This window comes from Trinickia sp. (assembly GCF_051961175.1).
Lineage (GTDB): Bacteria > Pseudomonadota > Gammaproteobacteria > Burkholderiales > Burkholderiaceae > Trinickia.
In genome coordinates this window covers 1-16,373 of the sequence record NZ_JBQCDN010000355.1, presented here as the reverse complement: position 1 = coordinate 16,373, position 16,373 = coordinate 1, and the positions used below count along the sequence as shown (strand labels likewise).

General features: G+C 61.6%; 15 protein-coding genes and 2 pseudogenes. 7 read left to right on the top strand and 10 right to left on the bottom strand.

The genetic code is table 11. The features are described from left to right. Together ACTHL0_RS20620 and ACTHL0_RS20615 are read left to right on the top strand one after the other, a co-directional pair. A partial coding sequence (locus ACTHL0_RS20620) for a hypothetical protein (protein WP_440568741.1) occupies nt 1–251 on the top strand: 251 nt, incomplete at its 5' end. Between the two features lie 147 nt (nt 252–398). Then, nucleotides 399–2,867, top strand: coding sequence for an autotransporter domain-containing protein (locus ACTHL0_RS20615; protein ID WP_440568740.1), 2,469 nt, complete (start codon nt 399–401; stop codon nt 2,865–2,867). Nucleotides 2,868–3,220: 353 nt separating this feature from the next. On the opposite strand, the gene ACTHL0_RS20610 is transcribed toward ACTHL0_RS20615, so the two are convergent. Together ACTHL0_RS20610 and ACTHL0_RS20605 are read right to left on the bottom strand one after the other, a co-directional pair. Then, nucleotides 3,221–3,598 (bottom strand): hypothetical protein, encoded by a 378-nt coding sequence (locus ACTHL0_RS20610; protein WP_440568739.1) that lies wholly within the window; start codon nt 3,596–3,598, stop codon nt 3,221–3,223. After that, nucleotides 3,582–4,058 (bottom strand): hypothetical protein, encoded by a 477-nt coding sequence (locus ACTHL0_RS20605; RefSeq protein WP_440568738.1) that lies wholly within the window; start codon nt 4,056–4,058, stop codon nt 3,582–3,584. Before ACTHL0_RS20605 ends, ACTHL0_RS20610 begins: the two co-directional genes overlap by 17 nt. 302 nt (nt 4,059–4,360) lie before the next feature. Between ACTHL0_RS20605 and ACTHL0_RS20600 the strand changes: the two genes are divergently transcribed. Both ACTHL0_RS20600 and ACTHL0_RS20595 read left to right on the top strand, forming a co-directional pair. After that, entirely contained in the window at nt 4,361–4,624 is a 264-nt protein-coding gene (locus ACTHL0_RS20600) for a hypothetical protein (protein ID WP_440568737.1), read from the top strand. 876 nt (nt 4,625–5,500) lie between these two features. Continuing rightward, a complete protein-coding gene (locus ACTHL0_RS20595; RefSeq protein WP_440568742.1) occupies nt 5,501–6,313 on the top strand; it encodes a class I SAM-dependent methyltransferase in 813 nt (270 codons plus the stop codon). 200 nt (nt 6,314–6,513) lie between these two features. Here ACTHL0_RS20595 and ACTHL0_RS20590 read toward each other — a convergent pair. Then, nucleotides 6,514–6,978 (bottom strand): annotated as a pseudogene (locus tag ACTHL0_RS20590) (tyrosine-type recombinase/integrase); the annotation flags it as partial. A 24-nt stretch (nt 6,979–7,002) separates the two neighbouring features. Here ACTHL0_RS20590 and ACTHL0_RS20585 point away from each other — a divergent pair. Continuing rightward, entirely contained in the window at nt 7,003–7,410 is a 408-nt protein-coding gene (locus tag ACTHL0_RS20585; RefSeq protein WP_440568736.1) for a thiamine pyrophosphate-dependent enzyme, read from the top strand. Nucleotides 7,411–7,557: 147 nt separating this feature from the next. Here the strand turns inward: ACTHL0_RS20585 and ACTHL0_RS20580 are convergent, their stop codons facing one another. The 6 genes from ACTHL0_RS20580 to ACTHL0_RS20555 form a co-directional block, all read right to left on the bottom strand. Next, nucleotides 7,558–9,111 (bottom strand): FGGY-family carbohydrate kinase, encoded by a 1,554-nt coding sequence (locus ACTHL0_RS20580; RefSeq protein ID WP_440568735.1) that lies wholly within the window; start codon nt 9,109–9,111, stop codon nt 7,558–7,560. Nucleotides 9,112–9,147: 36 nt separating this feature from the next. Next, nucleotides 9,148–9,876 (bottom strand): SDR family oxidoreductase, encoded by a 729-nt coding sequence (locus tag ACTHL0_RS20575; RefSeq protein WP_440568734.1) that lies wholly within the window; start codon nt 9,874–9,876, stop codon nt 9,148–9,150. A gap of 88 nt (nt 9,877–9,964) precedes the next feature. Then, nucleotides 9,965–11,239, bottom strand: a complete 1,275-nt coding sequence (locus ACTHL0_RS20570; protein WP_440568733.1) for a sugar ABC transporter permease — start codon at nt 11,237–11,239, stop codon at nt 9,965–9,967. Further along, complete coding sequence (locus tag ACTHL0_RS20565) at nt 11,236–12,057, bottom strand: ATP-binding cassette domain-containing protein (RefSeq protein ID WP_440568732.1); 822 nt, start codon at nt 12,055–12,057, stop codon at nt 11,236–11,238. The genes ACTHL0_RS20570 and ACTHL0_RS20565 overlap by 4 nt, the downstream gene beginning before the upstream one ends. Nucleotides 12,058–12,127: 70 nt before the next feature. Further along, a complete protein-coding gene (locus ACTHL0_RS20560) occupies nt 12,128–13,192 on the bottom strand; it encodes an ABC transporter substrate-binding protein (RefSeq protein ID WP_440568731.1) in 1,065 nt (354 codons plus the stop codon). 178 nt (nt 13,193–13,370) lie between these two features. Continuing rightward, nucleotides 13,371–14,372 (bottom strand): AraC family transcriptional regulator, encoded by a 1,002-nt coding sequence (locus tag ACTHL0_RS20555; RefSeq protein WP_440568730.1) that lies wholly within the window; start codon nt 14,370–14,372, stop codon nt 13,371–13,373. A gap of 431 nt (nt 14,373–14,803) precedes the next feature. Here ACTHL0_RS20555 and ACTHL0_RS20550 point away from each other — a divergent pair, with 431 nt between their 5' ends. After that, complete coding sequence (locus tag ACTHL0_RS20550; protein WP_440568729.1) at nt 14,804–15,142, top strand: DUF4148 domain-containing protein; 339 nt, start codon at nt 14,804–14,806, stop codon at nt 15,140–15,142. Here ACTHL0_RS20550 and ACTHL0_RS20545 read toward each other — a convergent pair. Next, a pseudogene (locus ACTHL0_RS20545) lies at nt 15,137–15,570 on the bottom strand (YncE family protein); the annotation flags it as partial. The gene ACTHL0_RS20550 and the pseudogene ACTHL0_RS20545 sit on opposite strands and share 6 nt — an antisense overlap. Nucleotides 15,571–15,626: 56 nt before the next feature. Here ACTHL0_RS20545 and ACTHL0_RS20540 point away from each other — a divergent pair. Then, on the top strand, nt 15,627–16,295 hold the full coding sequence (locus ACTHL0_RS20540; RefSeq protein ID WP_440568728.1) for a DUF6088 family protein: 669 nt from the start codon (nt 15,627–15,629) through the stop codon (nt 16,293–16,295). Nucleotides 16,296–16,373 lie beyond the last annotated feature (78 nt).

The following is a 16,373-nucleotide window of genomic DNA, read 5'->3' as shown; positions in this document are numbered from 1 at the left end:
GGAAGTGCGTCGCGATGAAGTACGTGGCGGCCACCAACGCGGTGCCGAAGCTACAGACGAACGTGACCAGCCGCCAGGTCAGGGCGTTGATCTCCCTGTGGAGATCTTCGCACGTGGCGAACGACGCTAAGCGTGTCTCGACCCGCGTGAGTCGATCACGAGTTTCCAGATCGATCCCAAAACACTTGGCTGACGTGTTCTTGCATGAGCCGGATCAAATGATCGCCAGAGTCAGACAGAAGTCGGAGTAGCGCGCAACTTTTTCAAAAAGGTGTGCTTTTTTGATGAAAACGGTTGCGCACGGTCAAGCTCACCTATAAAAAGTCGAGCATGCGCCCGACGTGCCAACACGGAAGCGCCGCGAAAAAAAGACCGATCAAGAACGGGGAATGTCAAGAATGAAGAAGTGCGCAAATCCTGGGCCCAACCAGAAAGCTTTGACGCTCGCCGTGGCTGCGGCGCTGGCTGCGATGGCGCCGGCAGCGGCAACGGCCGATACGATCATCAGCACGCCGGTCGTCGGGCGCACGGGATGGACCTCGGGTAACTTCACGGTGACGAACACCGGGGGTGTCAGCACCACGAATGACATATCGATAGCGGCAAGCGGCACGCTTGGGACGCTGACCAACAGCGGTACCGTCAGTTCCCCGGGAGGACTCGGCCTCATGATGAGCGGCGGCAGTATCGCCGCGATAACCAACAACAGCAGCGGCACGATCAGCGGGGGCACTACCGGGATTTTCCTCAGCTTCGGCACCGTTGGTGCGCTGACTAACAGCGGCATGATCAGCGCTACCGGCATAGGCGTCCTCAACGGCGACCCCCTTGCCGCGCTCACAAACAATGCGGGCGGCACCATCAGCGGGGGGGGCTCCGGTGTCAACAACTTCGGCACCATCACGGTGCTGACAAACCATGCCGGCGGCACCATCAGCGGGACCACAGGCATCCTCAACTCCAGCGGCACGATCAGCGCGTTGACCAACAGCGGCCTGATCACCGGCAACACGTTCGCGCTTTTCAACGACGCTTCCAGCACCCTCGGCCCGATCACGAACTCAGGGACGATCGCGGGCAATATCGAGAACGACGCTAGTCAGGATCTGACGATCAACGGCGGATCGGGGGCGGTATTCGGCACCCTGACCGGCTTTGGTGGCACGACCGGAACAATTACCAACACAGCCTCGAACGTGGTGTTCGGCTCGGGCAACGTGCTTCTGAACGATGCGATCAATGTCGGCTCGAACACGGTCAACAACGTGGGCGCGACGCTGGCGGTGAACGCGCCGATGACGATTACGGGCAACTACAACCAGGGGCAGGCAGCCACGCTGCTGATCGGCGTGTCCTCCGGGGCGAGCGCCACAGGCAGTCCTACCGACACGGGCTATGGACGGCTAGTGGTCCAAGGCAATGCGACGATTGCCTCGGGTTCGTCCGTGACGCTCCAGGGCACCGGGGGAGGGTATGGCTTCGCGGCGGGCCAGCGCTTTGTGGTGGTGGATGCCACGGGCACGGGCACCTATAACGCCGGCGCGCTCAAGTATTCGATTGTGGGCTACACCGCCACGCTGACGGGCAGCACGGTGGCCACGAGCGGCCATAGCGACCTGGTGGTGACTATCGATAGCGCGCAGCAGAATTCGTCGTCAGGCTCGTCAGGTTCCGATACGACGAACCCGGGTGCACCGGCGCCTTCGCCGCTGACGGCGGCGTCGCTTGCAACTGCACCGAACGCGGCCGCCGCCCTGCACGGCCTGCTCAGCTACACCGGCGTCACGCAACCGCAGTTGCTGAACCTGTACAACGCCACGCTCGCAGCGCTCAGCCAGGATTCGGGCGTGAGCGCAAACCGCATCGGCCGGCAGCTCGGCCCGGTCAAACCCGCCTCGACCAGCCAGGCGGCATCAGCCTCCACCTTCGATGTGCTGCGTATCGTGGCCGCGCATACGAACAGCCTGCGGCTTGCGCAATCGGGCGGCGGCGAAACGGGCGTCGCCACGGGCGAGGCCGCACCGCAATGGAGCGCGTGGGGCCAGGTATTCGGCGGCCACGCTAGCCAGGGCGAACAGGATGGCGTTGACGGTTACAGCGCCAACTACGGCGGCTTGCTGCTCGGAGTGGACAAGGCGCTCAGTGAGCGTTGGCGTGCGGGGGGCGTGTTCGCCTACAGCAACACACTCATCGATCAGTCGGAGGATACCGCGGGCGACTCCACACGCGTGAACGCGTACGGCCTGATCGGCTATGCAAGCTACACGCATGAACCGTGGTACGTGAACCTGTCGGCGGGTGCAGTGCTGCAGCGCTACGACACGACGCGCGTAGTCGACTTCACGGGCTTCTCGGGCGTGGCCAGTGGCCGCTTCGACGGCGAACAGTACGTGGTGCGCGCGGAGGCGGGTTACCCGCTAGCGTTGCGAGGTATGACGCTCACGCCGCTGGCCAGTCTGGCGTATAGCTTCCTGCATCAGGGCAGTTATACGGAAAGCGGCGGCAATGGCGCGGCGCTGTCGGTGGGGACGGCGAACACGTCGTCGGTCAGGAGTGGTTTGGGCTTCAGGCTCGAGCGTGGCCTTGCGACCTCGTACGGCGAGATCGTGCCGGATATCCAGGCGCAATGGATTCACGAATACGACCGAGCGCGGGTTACAGCCGCAGCCAGCTTCGCGGCCGATACGACTGGACAGACGGCGTTCACGACGGTGGGGCCGACCCCGGTGGCGAATCTGGCCGACGTGTCGCTGGGGGTAACGCTGCTGCGCGCAAATAATCTGACGTTGTCGGCGAGGTACGAGGTGCAGGCAGCGCCGCGGTTTGTTTCGCAGACGGGGATTTTGCGGTTACGACAGTTCTTTTGATCGTCGGATTTTGTCGTGCAACATTCGCGTTCCGTGTTGACCTGCAGTTTGTCGAGCAGCGTGCGCCGATGGAACCACGGCAATTGTGCAGCAGCGTGCTGCACAAAGGTACTGTCCGATCACGCCTCGGCGAAATCTCCGCATGTCGGTAAACGCGGCTTTAGGCCGGAGCGAGCTAGTGGATCACTTTGCCAGAGCGCGGGAGACTACGTAGGGGCTCAAAGCGGTAGCCGGTGCTCAATCTGGCCGATCACCGCCAGGGCGATTGTCACCGATCGACCCTGAGCGGTCGGACGCATTTCTCGAAAACGGACGTTCAACGGCTGCTTCATCTTGTTCGGATATGAGGTCCGTCACTGCTCTTGAAACACCGCGGCATACCAGTAGGCGTGCGGATCCCGGAACCAGGCCGCGAATTCATGTCGGTCAAAGACTCGAAGCTGCTTCATCTCCACCGCATAACGCCGGAATAGAGCAAGCAATTCGCGCAAAGCACTCTCATCGACTTTCGCCTCATCGACATAGATGCTCAATACGTCTAGCTCGCCTTCATAGCGCTTCACGCAAGGCAGCTTGTCGAGCCACTCAAAAAATGCCGCTTCATCACCCTCCGAGTAGTGCCAAACACGCTTTGCAGATAGAACTAGTTCACCTGTCACGGCGTCTGCCTCCCGGATTTGCTGGTGGTCATTAGCAAGGCGTCCGTCGGGGTGTTCAAAGCTGAACTTCATTAAGTGCTGCACGGAAACTCACTTCGTCACGGGTGACCAAGAACAAGCCGGGTGTACCCGACCCAAGCACATGCAGAGGCTCAAACTTGATGACCTGTTCCCAGAATTGCTCCGTGTACTCGTCATCGAAGTTGAGCGGGCTAAAACCTAAGCGATTCACAAAGTTTGCGTGCGGCTCACATTTGTTAAGCCTATCGTACACGTACCACTCGTCAAAGCCTGGCATCGGAAGCTGCGATACCGCCTTGACTAGCGGACTGACCGCGAGTTTTCCGGTCTTCGACCACCCCGCCATGAATTCCTCATTGGTCGGCGTATACGGGCCGCTGTCGCAACTCGCGATTGCAACATGCCGCCCGAGGACAAGTTCCGGGCAGCGTAGAACTAAGTCCTCGATAGCCCCGTCAGTCCCGTCGCTCCATTCGGCAATCAAATAACCAGCTCGTTCACCAGTTCGCATTAGTCTCACCTCGCTCGATCTCACAAGTTTTGGTTTCCTTGATCATGAAATTCCACTTATCGCGCGATGCCCCTTCTATGCTGCGGGTGGCGGAAACCCAGCCCGGAATCGTCTCGCCCCATACCAAATTGTCGACGACTTACCGGAGAATGTCGACCGACCGAAATTGGCCGACTGCTGCCCGACTCGGCCGACCGCCGAAGTCGACCCAAACGAGACAATCGCGGTCGCCCGAAGCGGCCATTCAAATCAGCGCTCCCCGTCGTACATCGAATGTATGACTATTGGAGCACGCGGTAGCCTTGATCTTGCAATCGCTGGCGCACCCAAGCGCTGCCGCGGCTGGCACAGTGGACATTCTTTGCCACGAACAGTATCAAAGCTGCCATCAAAAAGACTGGGCGGCCGCCAAAACAGAGGAGACCGGCGGCGGCATCGGCGGCGGCCATCCGCCCCCCTTGAACAATCAATCCTTCGGAGTATGCCCACATAGTGCTGAAAATCAGGGCGGACCAGTTGAAACCGAGCTTCACCTGCCGCTGTGGCATGGTCGGGTGGATCATTAAGGACGATGGCATGGAGGATGGAGGGTCGATAACGGCGATACATCGGTTATCGTCCTGAAAGCGACGTTCTTTAAACGTCCGGTAGCGAATGGTCCAATATTGGATCGATCATTGTCGATAATCGGGGCATCACGCTCGACCTCACGCTTCTGGCCGTCTGTATCCCGATGCGGGCAGCCGTGGTCGCCGCGTTCCGGGCAATCAGAGCCCCTCGAAGGGACACTTGCGCGTTATTAGGGCGACAAACTGATGTCGGCGCTTGTGTAACCGCCAAGCTCGTCATCCCGAATCACGCGTTGGGCGCATTCAAGCCATTCTGGAAAAACCGCAGCGTCCATAGGTGCTCCACGTCCATACGAGTCACCCCAAAGAGCGAGGCTACCGAGAAGTGCGCCGAGCACCTCGGGCCTATCGAGACGCTCCCATTCTCGTTCGAGGAACTCAAACATGACCAGATATGCTTGGCGTAGCGTAACGGCAGATTCCATCGATGGCTTTTTCATTCGTGTCGTGTTCCGGCGGAAAACCGCGAGTCTATCTCGACGGTCAGGTGGTGGCCGAACCCGGATTGACGACAACGGCCACCCCGCATCCTTGGATGCCGTGGCCGCAGACGGCAGCGGTCGACCCATATCGGCCATACGGGGGTTGAGATGCTCGCCCACTAGCCGCCATTCGCACCATCACCGCGACAGCGCTGCCACAAAAGGCAAGCATGTTGGAAGAGATCGCTGGGCGACGTTGACGAGGCTGGCATTGGAGGCCACCATGGCAGATGGCCTCCAATGCCGACCAGGCTGAAGACTCGTTGGCGTGGCTTGGCGCGCGCTGGAATGGATGGTCAAGGGCAGCATTAAAAGTTTTCAAGGGGATATCATGATTGAGCGAGATAAGGTGTTTGCGGGCTCAATCCCGAAGTTCTACGACACGCTGATGGTCCCCCTGATCTTCGAGGCCTATGCCGCCGATCTGGCGGAGCTTGTCGCAGCCTCCTCTCCCCGCTCGGTGCTTGAAACGGCGGCCGGCAGCGGCGTGGTCACGCGGGCGCTTGCGCCAAAACTCTGCGCTGGCGCGCGCTACGTGGTGACCGATCTCAATCAGCCCATGCTCGACTATGCCGCCGCCAGGCAGGGGGCCGATAGCCGTATCGAATGGAGGCAGGCGGACGCGCTCGACCTGCCGTTCGAAGATGCCTCGTTCGACGTCGTTTGCTGCCAGTTCGGCGCGATGTTTTTCCCCAACCGGGTCGTCGGCTACGCCGAGGCGCGTCGCGTGCTGAGGCCAAGCGGGCGCTTTGTCTTCAATGTCTGGGACCGAATCGAAGAGAACGCCTTTGCCGAAGAAGTCACCAACGCTGTCGCAACGGTGTTTCCGGATGACCCTCCGAGATTCCTCGCTCGCACACCGCACGGCTATCACGATATCGCGCTGATCCGGGAGGAGTTGAGCCGCGCAGGATTCGCCCAGATCAAGATCGAAACGCGCGAACAGGTGAGTTGCGCGACTTCGGCACGCGCCGCCGCCACCGCCTATTGCCTGGGAACGCCGCTGCGCAACGAAATCGAGGCGCGCGACGCCGGGTTGCTTCAGCTCGCTACGGATCGAGCGATGGAAGCGATTGCCAAGCGCCATGGCGAAGGGCCGGTGGCCGGCAAAATTCAGGCGCATGTGATCGTGGCGGCAGGATAGTGGAGTCTCGGATCGCTCATATCGTATCGGCGTTGATTGATCGCTCGATCGACCACGAATCTATCGCGTTGGCGGCTCGCGCGGATGTCGCCGCACCATTCGCTGGCTAACGACGACTCGTTCTGCCGGGCTCCTGAAAACGGCCTCTCGCGAACGGCTGCAACTGGCCGGCAAGCGACCCCTCGCCGGCCGCCATGCCATCAAACCTCGGTCTGCTCCGCCATCTCAAGGGCATCGTCGACCTCGATTCCCAGGTAGCGCACCGTGCTTTCCAGCTTTGTGTGTCCGAGCAGCAACTGCACCGCTCGAAGGTTCTTCGTCCGCCGGTAGATCAGCGAAGCTTTCGTGCGGCGCAGCGTGTGGGTACCGTATGCGGTATCGTCGAGGCCAATCGATGCGACCCAGCGGTGTACCAGCCGGGCATATTGCCGCGTCGACAGGTGCGGTGAGGTATGAATCCGGCTCGGAAACAGAAAATCCGCCGCCTTCAGTCCCCGGGCTTCGATCCACGCTTCGAGGCTCTCACGGGTCTGTTCCGTGATCTCAAATTGCACCGGCCGCTGGGTCTTCTGCTGCATGACCGTCGCTCTCGACGCCACTTGGCTTCCGTGACGGACATCCTGGACCCGTAACCGCGTGAGGTCGCACGCCCGCAGCTTGAAGTCATCGCACTGTGCAGGGACGGCGGATTGTCGACGCTGTTCGGGGAGCCCTCGACGACCATTCAGGACGACATTCCGGTCAAGAGCGCCGTCTACGATAACAGCAAGCTCGGCTTCGTCGAGCTCGAACAAAAATCGGAAGGCATGCTGGATACCTTCACCCGGCTCAAGAATCCCGATTTCGGCAAGGTGGCTGAAGCGATTGGTCTATGGGGACGCACGGTTCGAAAGGCCTCCGAACTCGACGAGGCAATCGGCGAGTGGCTGGCTCAGCCGGGGCCCGCGCTGCTCAACGTCATCGTCAATCCGCTGGAGCTCGTGAAGCCGCCGTTCATCGAGGCGAAATCCGTTGCCGGCATGGAGCTCTACTCGGCGCGCGCGATTCTTCATGGACGCGGCGCCGATGTACTCGAGATGCTGCGCGAGAATTTCTGAACGGGTGATCGACCGATCGCCCGAATCGAGCACCCGGATGGCGGCGCAGGCCTGCTTCGGCGAAGCTTCGAAGATTGCGAGCGTCGCCTGGTGCATCGGCCGGGTTGCCACCCGCCCCAACGCGGGCAGGCGGCCGTCAGCTCCGGCCTATTGGCTCGTCGAAGCCTGCAACCGATGCATCAAAGGCTTGAGCGCGGGATAGAGATCCTTGTAGATGCCGAAGCGTTCGGCGTACATCGCGCACCGGCCGGCATCCGGCCGGGCGCGCTCGATCAGGTTCACCCATCCGCCCCGGGCGACTTCCGGCGAGATGAGTTTCACACCGAGGGCGGCAAGCAGCGCCGCCCCCATCGCCGCCTCGACTTCCTGTTCGATCGTCCAAACCGGAAAGCCGGTGATATCGGCGATGATTTGCATCCACAACGGCGAATGCGCGGCACCTCCGACGACGATGAGTTTGTCGTCGAGCAATTGCGCCCCCTGTCGGCCCGCCTCGATGTTGTGCCTGAGCGCGAACGCCACACCTTCCAGAACAGCACGATAGAGATGGGCGCGCGTATGCACCAGATTCAGCCCGATGAATGCGCCGCTCGCCTTGGCGTCCCAAACGGGGCTGCGCTCGCCCATCAGATACGGCAAGAACATCACGCCTTCGGAACCGGCTGGCACACGGGCGGCGGCGGCTTCCAGCAACACATGTGGATCGCCATGCGGCAGCGTGCGTGCAGCATCGATCTCCGCGTGACAGAACTGTTCGCGATACCACGTGACAGAGGCACCGGCCGTGATCGCACCGCCGAACACATAGAGATCGCGCTTGCCGTTGAAGACATGGGGCATGCTGACGAGGCCGTGCCGCGCATCGACTTGCTGGTTGATATAGCCCCAGCACATGCTGGTGCCGATCATCGCCACATGCTGGCCCGTGCGCGTGGCCCCGGCGGCGAACGTGGCGACGGCGGCATCGACGCCTCCCGCAACAACCGGCGTACCCGCCGTCAACCCGAGGCGTTCCGTCCATTGCGATAGCAAGCCACCGACGACGTCCGTCGATTCCACCAAGCGCTCAGGCATCATCGTCGCCGGAATGCCGAGCATGTCGAGCGCCGTATCGGACCAATCACGCCGAGCGATGTCATAAACGCCGCCGATATTGCAGGCCGAGCTGTGATCGACCGCGATCTCGCCGGTCAGCAGGTAGATCACGTACGCATTCGGCGGCAAAAAGTATCGTGTGTTCGCCCAGACGTCGGGCCGGCTCTCGCGCAGCCACAGCATCTTCGTAAAACCGTAATAGCTGTCCACGCCGTTGCCCGTCATGTCGAGCAACCGATCCAGATCGACATGCTCGCGCACCCAATCGACCTGCGCGGTAGCCCGTCGGTCCATCCAGATCAAGCACGGATGCAAAGGCCGTATATCACCGTCGACCGGGATGCCCGACCCGCCGTAGAGGCTGCTCACGCAAATCGATCGAATCGATTGAGCCTCGATGCGCTGTGCGCGCGCTGCCTCCACGCAACGCGCGACGCACTCGAGCACGGCATCGAACCAGACCGATGGCCATTGCTCGGCCCATAGCGGCTTCGGCGTATCCGGTTGATAGCCGCACGCATGTTGAGCGACGATCGCGCCATTGCAATCGACCAGCAATGCTTTGGTGCTCTGAGTGCCGATATCGACACCGATCACATAATCCATGGATTCTCCTCACACCGTTAGCCCGGTACAGCGCGATCAAAGATCCACGTTGTTCGGAAGGATCACGAGATCGCGGATCGTGACGTTGCGAGGCCGAGTGAGCATAAAGAGTACGGCATCGGCCACTTCAACCGGTTGCATCAGGCTGCCCGAGGCAAGCGCCTCGTCCATTTTGGCCTTCGGCCAGTCGTCGAGCAAGGCCGTCACGACGGGCCCCGGCGCCACGGCACCCACGCGCACGCCATGCTTCGCCACCTGGCGCCGGGTGGTATGGACGAAGGCTTGAACTGCAAACTTCGAGGCGGTATAGATCGGCTCCCAAACGACGGGCACGATGCCCGCGATAGAACTGGTGAAAATGATATCGCCTGTTTGACGGGCGACCATGTGCGGCAGCACCGCATGCACGGATCGGAACGCCGCATTGACGTTGAGGTTGAGCACCCGGTCCCATTCGTCCGGGTTACCGTCCACTACGTCACCGCCGATGTAAGCGCCGGCGTTTGCATGAAAGATGTCGAGGCCACCGGCCAGTGCGAGGATTTTCGGAAGCAGTGCGGAGACTTCCGCCGGCTGCAGCAAATCCACCGCCAGCGGCAATGCATCCGGCCCAAGCTCGGCGCAGCATGCGGCGAGTCGTTCCTTCGCGCGGTCGATCAAGACAACGCGGGCGCCCTGCCCGATCAATGCTTTTGCACATTGAAATCCGATCCCCGATGCCGCACCGGTAATGGCGGCGACCTTGCCCATCAACGATTCAGACATTGACTGCTCCCCTGGATGACTGGATAACTGGATAACTGGATAACTGGATAACTCGATAACTCGATAACTCGATGACTCGATGACTCGATTACGCGCGGCCATGCGAAGCGCGGGACTGCCTCGCGAGCGAATCGACGATGACCGCGATGGCGAGGACCGCTCCGGTAATCATGAAACGCAGCGAGGACGAGAGGTTCAGCAGCGTCAAGCCGCTGGCGATCGACTGAATGACGATGATGCCCAGCACCGCCGAGTACGCGCTGCCGCGTCCGCCGAAGAGACTGGTGCCGCCGATCACCGCAGCCGCGATCGCATTGAGATTGACGTCTCCGGTACCGGCTTGCTGGCTGGCGGACGCAAGCCGCGCCGCCGTCAGCACGCCGCCGAGCGCGGCAAGACTCGCGCACAGCACGAAGGCACTCATGTAGATCGCCCGGACGTTGATGCCCGCCCGGCGCGCGGCTTCTTGATTGCCGCCCACGGCGTTCATCGAACGTCCCCACCGTGTACGCGTCAGGCCGTAGTTCATCGCAACCGTGAGCCCGAGGAAGATGCCGAACATCAACGGAACGCCGCGTCCGCGGTTCAGGTAAGCGACAGCGATTTCCAAAAACACAGTGAGCGCAGCGCTTCGAACGAACAGGCCGGCCATCGAAGGCACCGACAGATTGACCGCGCGGCGGCGCGCGCGCGTGCGCATGCCCACGAGCAGCGCGACCGCACCCGGCAGCAGTGCAAGCAGATGCGAGACGAGGGACGGAATGATCATGAGCTGCCCGAGATTCACGAGCGGTGACCCATAAGGCAGGTTGATCGAACCAGCGGCACCAAGCACATAGAGCTGCATGCCGAGAATCGCCAGCAATCCGGCGAGCGTGGAGACGAAGCTCGGCATCCCGAGCCGATTGAACAGCAAGGCGTACACGACGCCCGCCACCGCCCCGGCCGCGATGGCAACGACAATAGCGAGCCAAACGGGCCAGCCTTGGTTGACCCAGAGCATGCCGAGGAGCGCCGAGGAAAAGCCGCTCATCGATCCCACCGAGAGATCGATTTGCCCCACCAGCAAGACGCAGACGATGCCTAGCGCAATCACGCCGACCGTCGAGCAATCGAACAGCAGATTGACGAGGTTGTTCGCCGACAGGAAAACCGGATTCAAGCTCGTGAATACGGTCCAAATGATGATCAGACCGACGATGACCGGCAACGCGCCCACATCGCCGGCCCGTATACGATCGATGAAGGCGGCAATGACATCGCCGGCGCTATCCGCATGTTTGACGCGGACATCGCCGCGATCGATCGGCGTAGGCGTGGGTTGCGCCCGCTGCTCGGGAACAGGGTGCGTGCGCCGGCTCATGATCCTTCCTTTGTCCGTGCGGCCTGCTCGGCCTGGCGCCGGCCCGCGCGGCGCGACACCGCGTTCTCGGTCGCGCCCGTGATCGCGGCCACGAGGGCTTCGTTCGACGAATCGGGATTGAAAACGCCGTTATTGCGGCCGAGCCTCAGCACGACGATCTTGTCGGCGACAGCACGGACGTCCTCCATGTTGTGGCTGATCATGATCACCGCGTGACCGCGTTCGCGCACCCGTTCGATCAGGTTCAACACTTCCGCCGTCTGTGCCACGCCGAGCGCCGCTGTCGGCTCGTCGAGCATGATCAGCTTGGGATCGAGCAACAAAGAACGGGCGATCGCCACGGTTTGCCGTTGCCCGCCCGACAGCGATGCGACGACATCGCGCACGTCCGGGATGCGCGCCGAGAGTTCATTGAGCAACGTCCACGCCCTCACCTCCATCGACACTTCATCGAGCTGCCATGGCGCCGTCTCTCGTCCGAGAAAGATATTGGCGACGACATCGAGGTTTTCGCACAGCGCGAGATCCTGGAACACTGTCGCGATGCCGAGTTCGAGCGCCGTCGCGGGGTTGGACAAGGTCACCTCCCGGCCGCCGAAGGTGATCGTGCCGGCGCTCGGTTGATGGACACCGGCAAGAACTTTGACGAGCGTGGATTTGCCGGCCCCGTTGTCGCCCACTAAAGCGACGACCTCGCCGGCGTGCACATCCAGCTCGATATCGGTCAAGGCGGACACCGCGCCGAAGTGTTTGGAAACGCCGCGCAGGCTCAGCACGAGCTCGCCCGTCTTCGCGCGTGTCGTTGGTCTGTCAGTCATGAAACACGTCCCTCTTCGTTTGCGACGGGCCCGCCTGCACCGGGCCCGCCCCGTCCGATGTGCAGCCGGCTCAGTGCGCTGCAATCCCCAGCGTCTTGCAGCCGTCCGCATAGCGTCCTTCACACAATTGAGCGGCGCTGGCGATACCCTTGTCGACCACCTCGGCCTTGAGGTTTTTCTGCGTGATGACGGCTGGCTTGAACAGTTGCGTAGGCGTATTGAAGAGCGTCGTCTCGCCCTTCGGCTTCTGGCCCGAGAGGAAGGCAACGGCCACCTTCGCCGCGGCGCCCGCGACGATTTCGCTCGGCTTCAGGATCGTGTTGTATTGATCGCCGGCGATGATCAACTGCAGGCCGGCCAGCGTCGCATCGTTGCCGGTCACGGGCGGAAGCGGATTGACACCGGCAGCCTTGAATGCGGCGATGGTCCCGCCGGCCGTTCCGTCGTTGGCCGCCACGACACCGACGATCTGCGGGCCGAAGCGGGTAATCTGGCCGCTCACCCACTGTTGTGCCTTCGGCGGTGCCCAGTCGGGTGTGTCGTATTCGGCGAGCGTCTTGTAGCCGCTGCCCTGCAATCCTTCGTGGATACCCTTTCGAATCAGGCCCGCCGCGGCGTCGGTGGGCGAACCGTTGACTTCGAGGACGCCCCCTTTACCCGTAGGCACGCCCGTGGCTTTCATGTGCTCCACCAGCGACTGGGCGATCGCCTTGCCGATGCCTTCGTTATCGAACGAGACGTAGTAGTCGGCAGGGGTCGAAGGCACCGGGCGATCGTACGCGATCACCTTGATGCCCTGGCTCTGCGCCATCCGCACGAGTGATGCCGCGGCCGTGGAGTCGACCGGGTCGAGCACGATCACTTTAGCGCCCTGCGCGATGGCCGAATTGAACTGTTGCTGCTGCTGGGCAACCTGGGCATTGGCGTTCTGATAGAGCAGCTTGCAATCGGGGCAGAGCTTTTTCATGGCCGCCTCGAAGCCGGGGTAGTCGTGCTGTTCATAGCGCGTGGACGCTTCGTCGGGCATCAGGAAAGCGACCGTGCCGCTCGGTGCGGCGAATGCGGCCGTGCTGCCAGCCAGGCTGAGGGCCAGCGCGCTGGCGCGCATCAGCCGGTTTGAAAGTCTCGTCATCATTGACTTGTCTCCATTATTGAAAGAATGGGTGTGCCGGGGGCGGCCGCGTCGGTGAGCGTGTTCAATGAACGAAGGGATGGGTCATCACGTGTCTCCGGTTGAATGCGTTTTTTAGGTTGAGCGAGGCCATCACGCCGAAACCGCGCGACAGGCTTTAGATTGCGGACCGGCAGGGACGCTAGGGTTGGAGTGAATTGGGGGGCCGAGCCGATGCAACGTTCGTCGCTCGCGGCCGCGTACCGGGCGGCGCGGCGCCGGTTAGCCTGTCTGCATCGGCATCCCCATCGCCACTCGTCGCGTGAAGCGCGACATCGCGGCTGCGCGCATTCAAGCGTTGCAGCGCTCGAAACTCGGATGGCGACATCCCCTTCGCCGCTCGGAACTGGCGGTTGAAATTGGAGACGTTATTGAATCCGGACTGGAAGCAGACTTCGGTGATGCTGGCTTCGTCGGCCAGCAGCATGAGGCAGGCGGATTCGATCCGCAAACGGTTCACGTATTGCACGAACGGCATCCCGGTGTGACGGTGAAACGCCCGCGAAAAAGCACTGATGCTCTGCCCCGCGAGCTGCGCGAGATCCGCTTCGCGCAGCTCCGACGTGAGGTTCTTGCCAATATAGGAGAGCGCGTGGCTCAGCCGCGTCGATACGGCATTCGGCCGGTTCGAGGCGGAACTCGCCAGCAGTGTGCGTTTTTCAGCGCTGCACAGCCGGTCAAGCAGCAGCAGAAAAAGCGACGTTCGACGAATCCCGCGCACCGTCAAGAGTTCTTCGAAGAGAGGCGCGACCGCCGCGCTGGTCGCTTCGTCGAAGGCGATACCTCGGTGCGCGTCATCAAGCAGCCCTTGCGCTTCCCTGCATTCCGGAAATGCGTCCATGCAGCGGCGCACGAAGTCCTGACTGAATTGCATCACGAGATTGCGGCGCTCGATCGTCTCGCCTTCCGCTACCTCGCTCACCCAGTTATGCGGCAGGTTCGGCCCCACGAGTACCAGATGGCCGGGGCCGAACGAACCGATATGGTCACCGACGAAATACTTGCCGCGCGTCGCGACGATGAGGTGCAGCTCGAACTCCGGATGGAAGTGCCAGCGAATCGTCCGGTACGGATAACCGTGCGACCAGACCTTGAACGACTCGTCCCGTCGCACCTCCACCACTTCAAGATCCGGACGCATCATGATGCTGTCTCCCTCTCCACTGTCGTGCACTGCGGCTCCGCTCGTTGGCGGAAGCGCGATCGATCGTCGCGTCGAGTGAAATTTAGGGCGATAGGCGCGCCGGCTCCACTCACTTTACGCCTATTTTTCGATACTTTTTTGCTCCCCATAGGACACCTGGGCGGCAAATGGGCAAATTTGTGCAATGCGGCAGATGGCCGGGGTAACGATAGCCGGCCGCGCGGCTTACGGCATCAGGCAAGGATGATTGACCGTGGCCTCCGGGAATAGAAACCCAACCGGCCGTGTTTACCAGAGCGAGCACGCCAACCTTTCGGCGATGTCATCGTTATCGAAGGAGTCCCTCATATGAAATCAGTGCCTTGATCGAGAGCCATCGCTCTCCTGTCATTCACTTCCGTAGTCAATACTGATTAAATTGGAAATCGCTCATGAAAAGCATCATTGCTCTCTCCGTCACCGCGGCCTCGCTGCTGAGCCCTGTCTTTGCGTGCGCTCAATCGACCACGGAGCCCATCACACGAGCCCAGGTTCGGGACGATCTCATTCGCTTGGAACGAGCCGGCTATCAGTCGTCCACGAACGACGAGAACTATCCCGCTGATGCCCAGGCAGCCGAGGCGAAAGCCGCCGCTAAAGAAGCGCAAAGCGGAATGGGTATGCCCGCGTCAGGACAAACCGAAAGCGGATCACCGATGCACGCACCCGCGGTCGCGCCCAAAAGCTGTGTCGGCCCCTTGAGCTTTTGCGATACGTTTTTTGGCGGTTGACGCGCCCGTGGCACGATCGTCACGATCGCCGGGTACGAGCGCAATATGGGCAGTTTGTCCGGCCAAGCCGAGCGGTTGCAGATTCTGCGTACCGTCGCCTTCGGGTACGGCGTTCGGCACATAGGTCACGGCCTGTGGCGCCTGGCCGATCGGCACCGTTGCGATGGCTGTATTGGTCAAGGTATCGATCTATCGATCGCCGCCACCGCGTCGGCATTCTCCAGTCCGACATAGATCCGGCTTCCGTCACCTGAAGGCAAGAGCCCGTAGGGCAAATTGCCGACGGAAATCGTCGCGCCCTGTGAAAGATCGTCGGTGCGAAGCACTTTCACCACGTTGAGCCCGCCGACCGTGACTTACGCGAAGGTGCCGTTCGCGTTATGCACGATGTTGACGTGGTTCGTGATCGGGCCTGTATCGAACGGTCTGCCGACATTGGGGCAGACAACTTCCAAATGTCCGAAAAATGTAGCAAATTTCGGACATGAACTCGTCCGCGAAAAGCTCCGAACTGCGCCTCAGGATCCTCGCATCCATCGCATCGCAGCCAGACGCGGTGTGGACGCCAGCGGATTTTGCCCATCTTGGTAGCCGTGCAGCGGTGGATAAGACATTGCAGCGGCTATCGGCCTCGGGCACCTTGCGCCGTATTGATCGCGGTCTCTACGATCAGCCAAGAACAAACCGGCTGACCCAACGCGCGGCTGTTCCTGACTATCGGGCGGTCATTCGAGCGGTCACAAGCCGGGGCCATGCCCGCTACGTCGTCGACGGCATGACAGCCGCCAACGACCTCGGGCTGACGACCGCGGTCCCTGCGCGCATTGAGGTCCTCACGGACGCCCGCTTCCGGCCGGTTCAACTCGGCAATCAGGAGATTCATTTCAAGCCGGCGGCGGCAAGCCGCCTCTTCTGGGCCGATCGGCCCGCCATGCGCGTTGTGCAAGCGCTTCACTGGCTGCACGACGTGCTTCTGTCTGATATTCAGGAGCAGGTACGAACTGCAGAAGTTCTTCGTCGGATCATGGGCGATCCGAAATACGGCGAGGCGATCCGCAGCGACCTGAGCGACGGATGGTCTGCACTCCCAATTTGGATGCAGTCGTTTGTGCGCGATATCGTCGCGCCCAACGACAGGAACGACAACCACTGACTGCCACCGCCTATAAAAAAAAAGTGGGCGCACCGGCCCCCGATAGACTCGATCGAGAGCAACCACGCGGTCGCAGTG

Bases quoted from the DNA above. Each gene is read 5' to 3' on its own strand.
- ACTHL0_RS20595 (WP_440568742.1), top strand. From the start codon at position 5,501: ATGATTGAGCGAGATAAGGTGTTTGCGGGCTCAATCCCGAAGTTCTAC.
- ACTHL0_RS20555 (WP_440568730.1), bottom strand. From the start codon at position 14,372: ATGATGCGTCCGGATCTTGAAGTGGTGGAGGTGCGACGGGACGAGTCG.
- ACTHL0_RS20560 (WP_440568731.1), bottom strand. From the start codon at position 13,192: ATGATGACGAGACTTTCAAACCGGCTGATGCGCGCCAGCGCGCTGGCC.
- ACTHL0_RS20550 (WP_440568729.1), top strand. From the start codon at position 14,804: ATGAAAAGCATCATTGCTCTCTCCGTCACCGCGGCCTCGCTGCTGAGC.
- ACTHL0_RS20570 (WP_440568733.1), bottom strand. From the start codon at position 11,239: ATGAGCCGGCGCACGCACCCTGTTCCCGAGCAGCGGGCGCAACCCACG.
- ACTHL0_RS20540 (WP_440568728.1), top strand. From the start codon at position 15,627: ATGAACTCGTCCGCGAAAAGCTCCGAACTGCGCCTCAGGATCCTCGCA.
- ACTHL0_RS20565 (WP_440568732.1), bottom strand. From the start codon at position 12,057: ATGACTGACAGACCAACGACACGCGCGAAGACGGGCGAGCTCGTGCTG.
- ACTHL0_RS20580 (WP_440568735.1), bottom strand. From the start codon at position 9,111: ATGGATTATGTGATCGGTGTCGATATCGGCACTCAGAGCACCAAAGCA.
- ACTHL0_RS20615 (WP_440568740.1), top strand. From the start codon at position 399: ATGAAGAAGTGCGCAAATCCTGGGCCCAACCAGAAAGCTTTGACGCTC.
- ACTHL0_RS20610 (WP_440568739.1), bottom strand. From the start codon at position 3,598: ATGAAGTTCAGCTTTGAACACCCCGACGGACGCCTTGCTAATGACCAC.
- ACTHL0_RS20575 (WP_440568734.1), bottom strand. From the start codon at position 9,876: ATGTCTGAATCGTTGATGGGCAAGGTCGCCGCCATTACCGGTGCGGCA.
- ACTHL0_RS20605 (WP_440568738.1), bottom strand. From the start codon at position 4,058: ATGCGAACTGGTGAACGAGCTGGTTATTTGATTGCCGAATGGAGCGAC.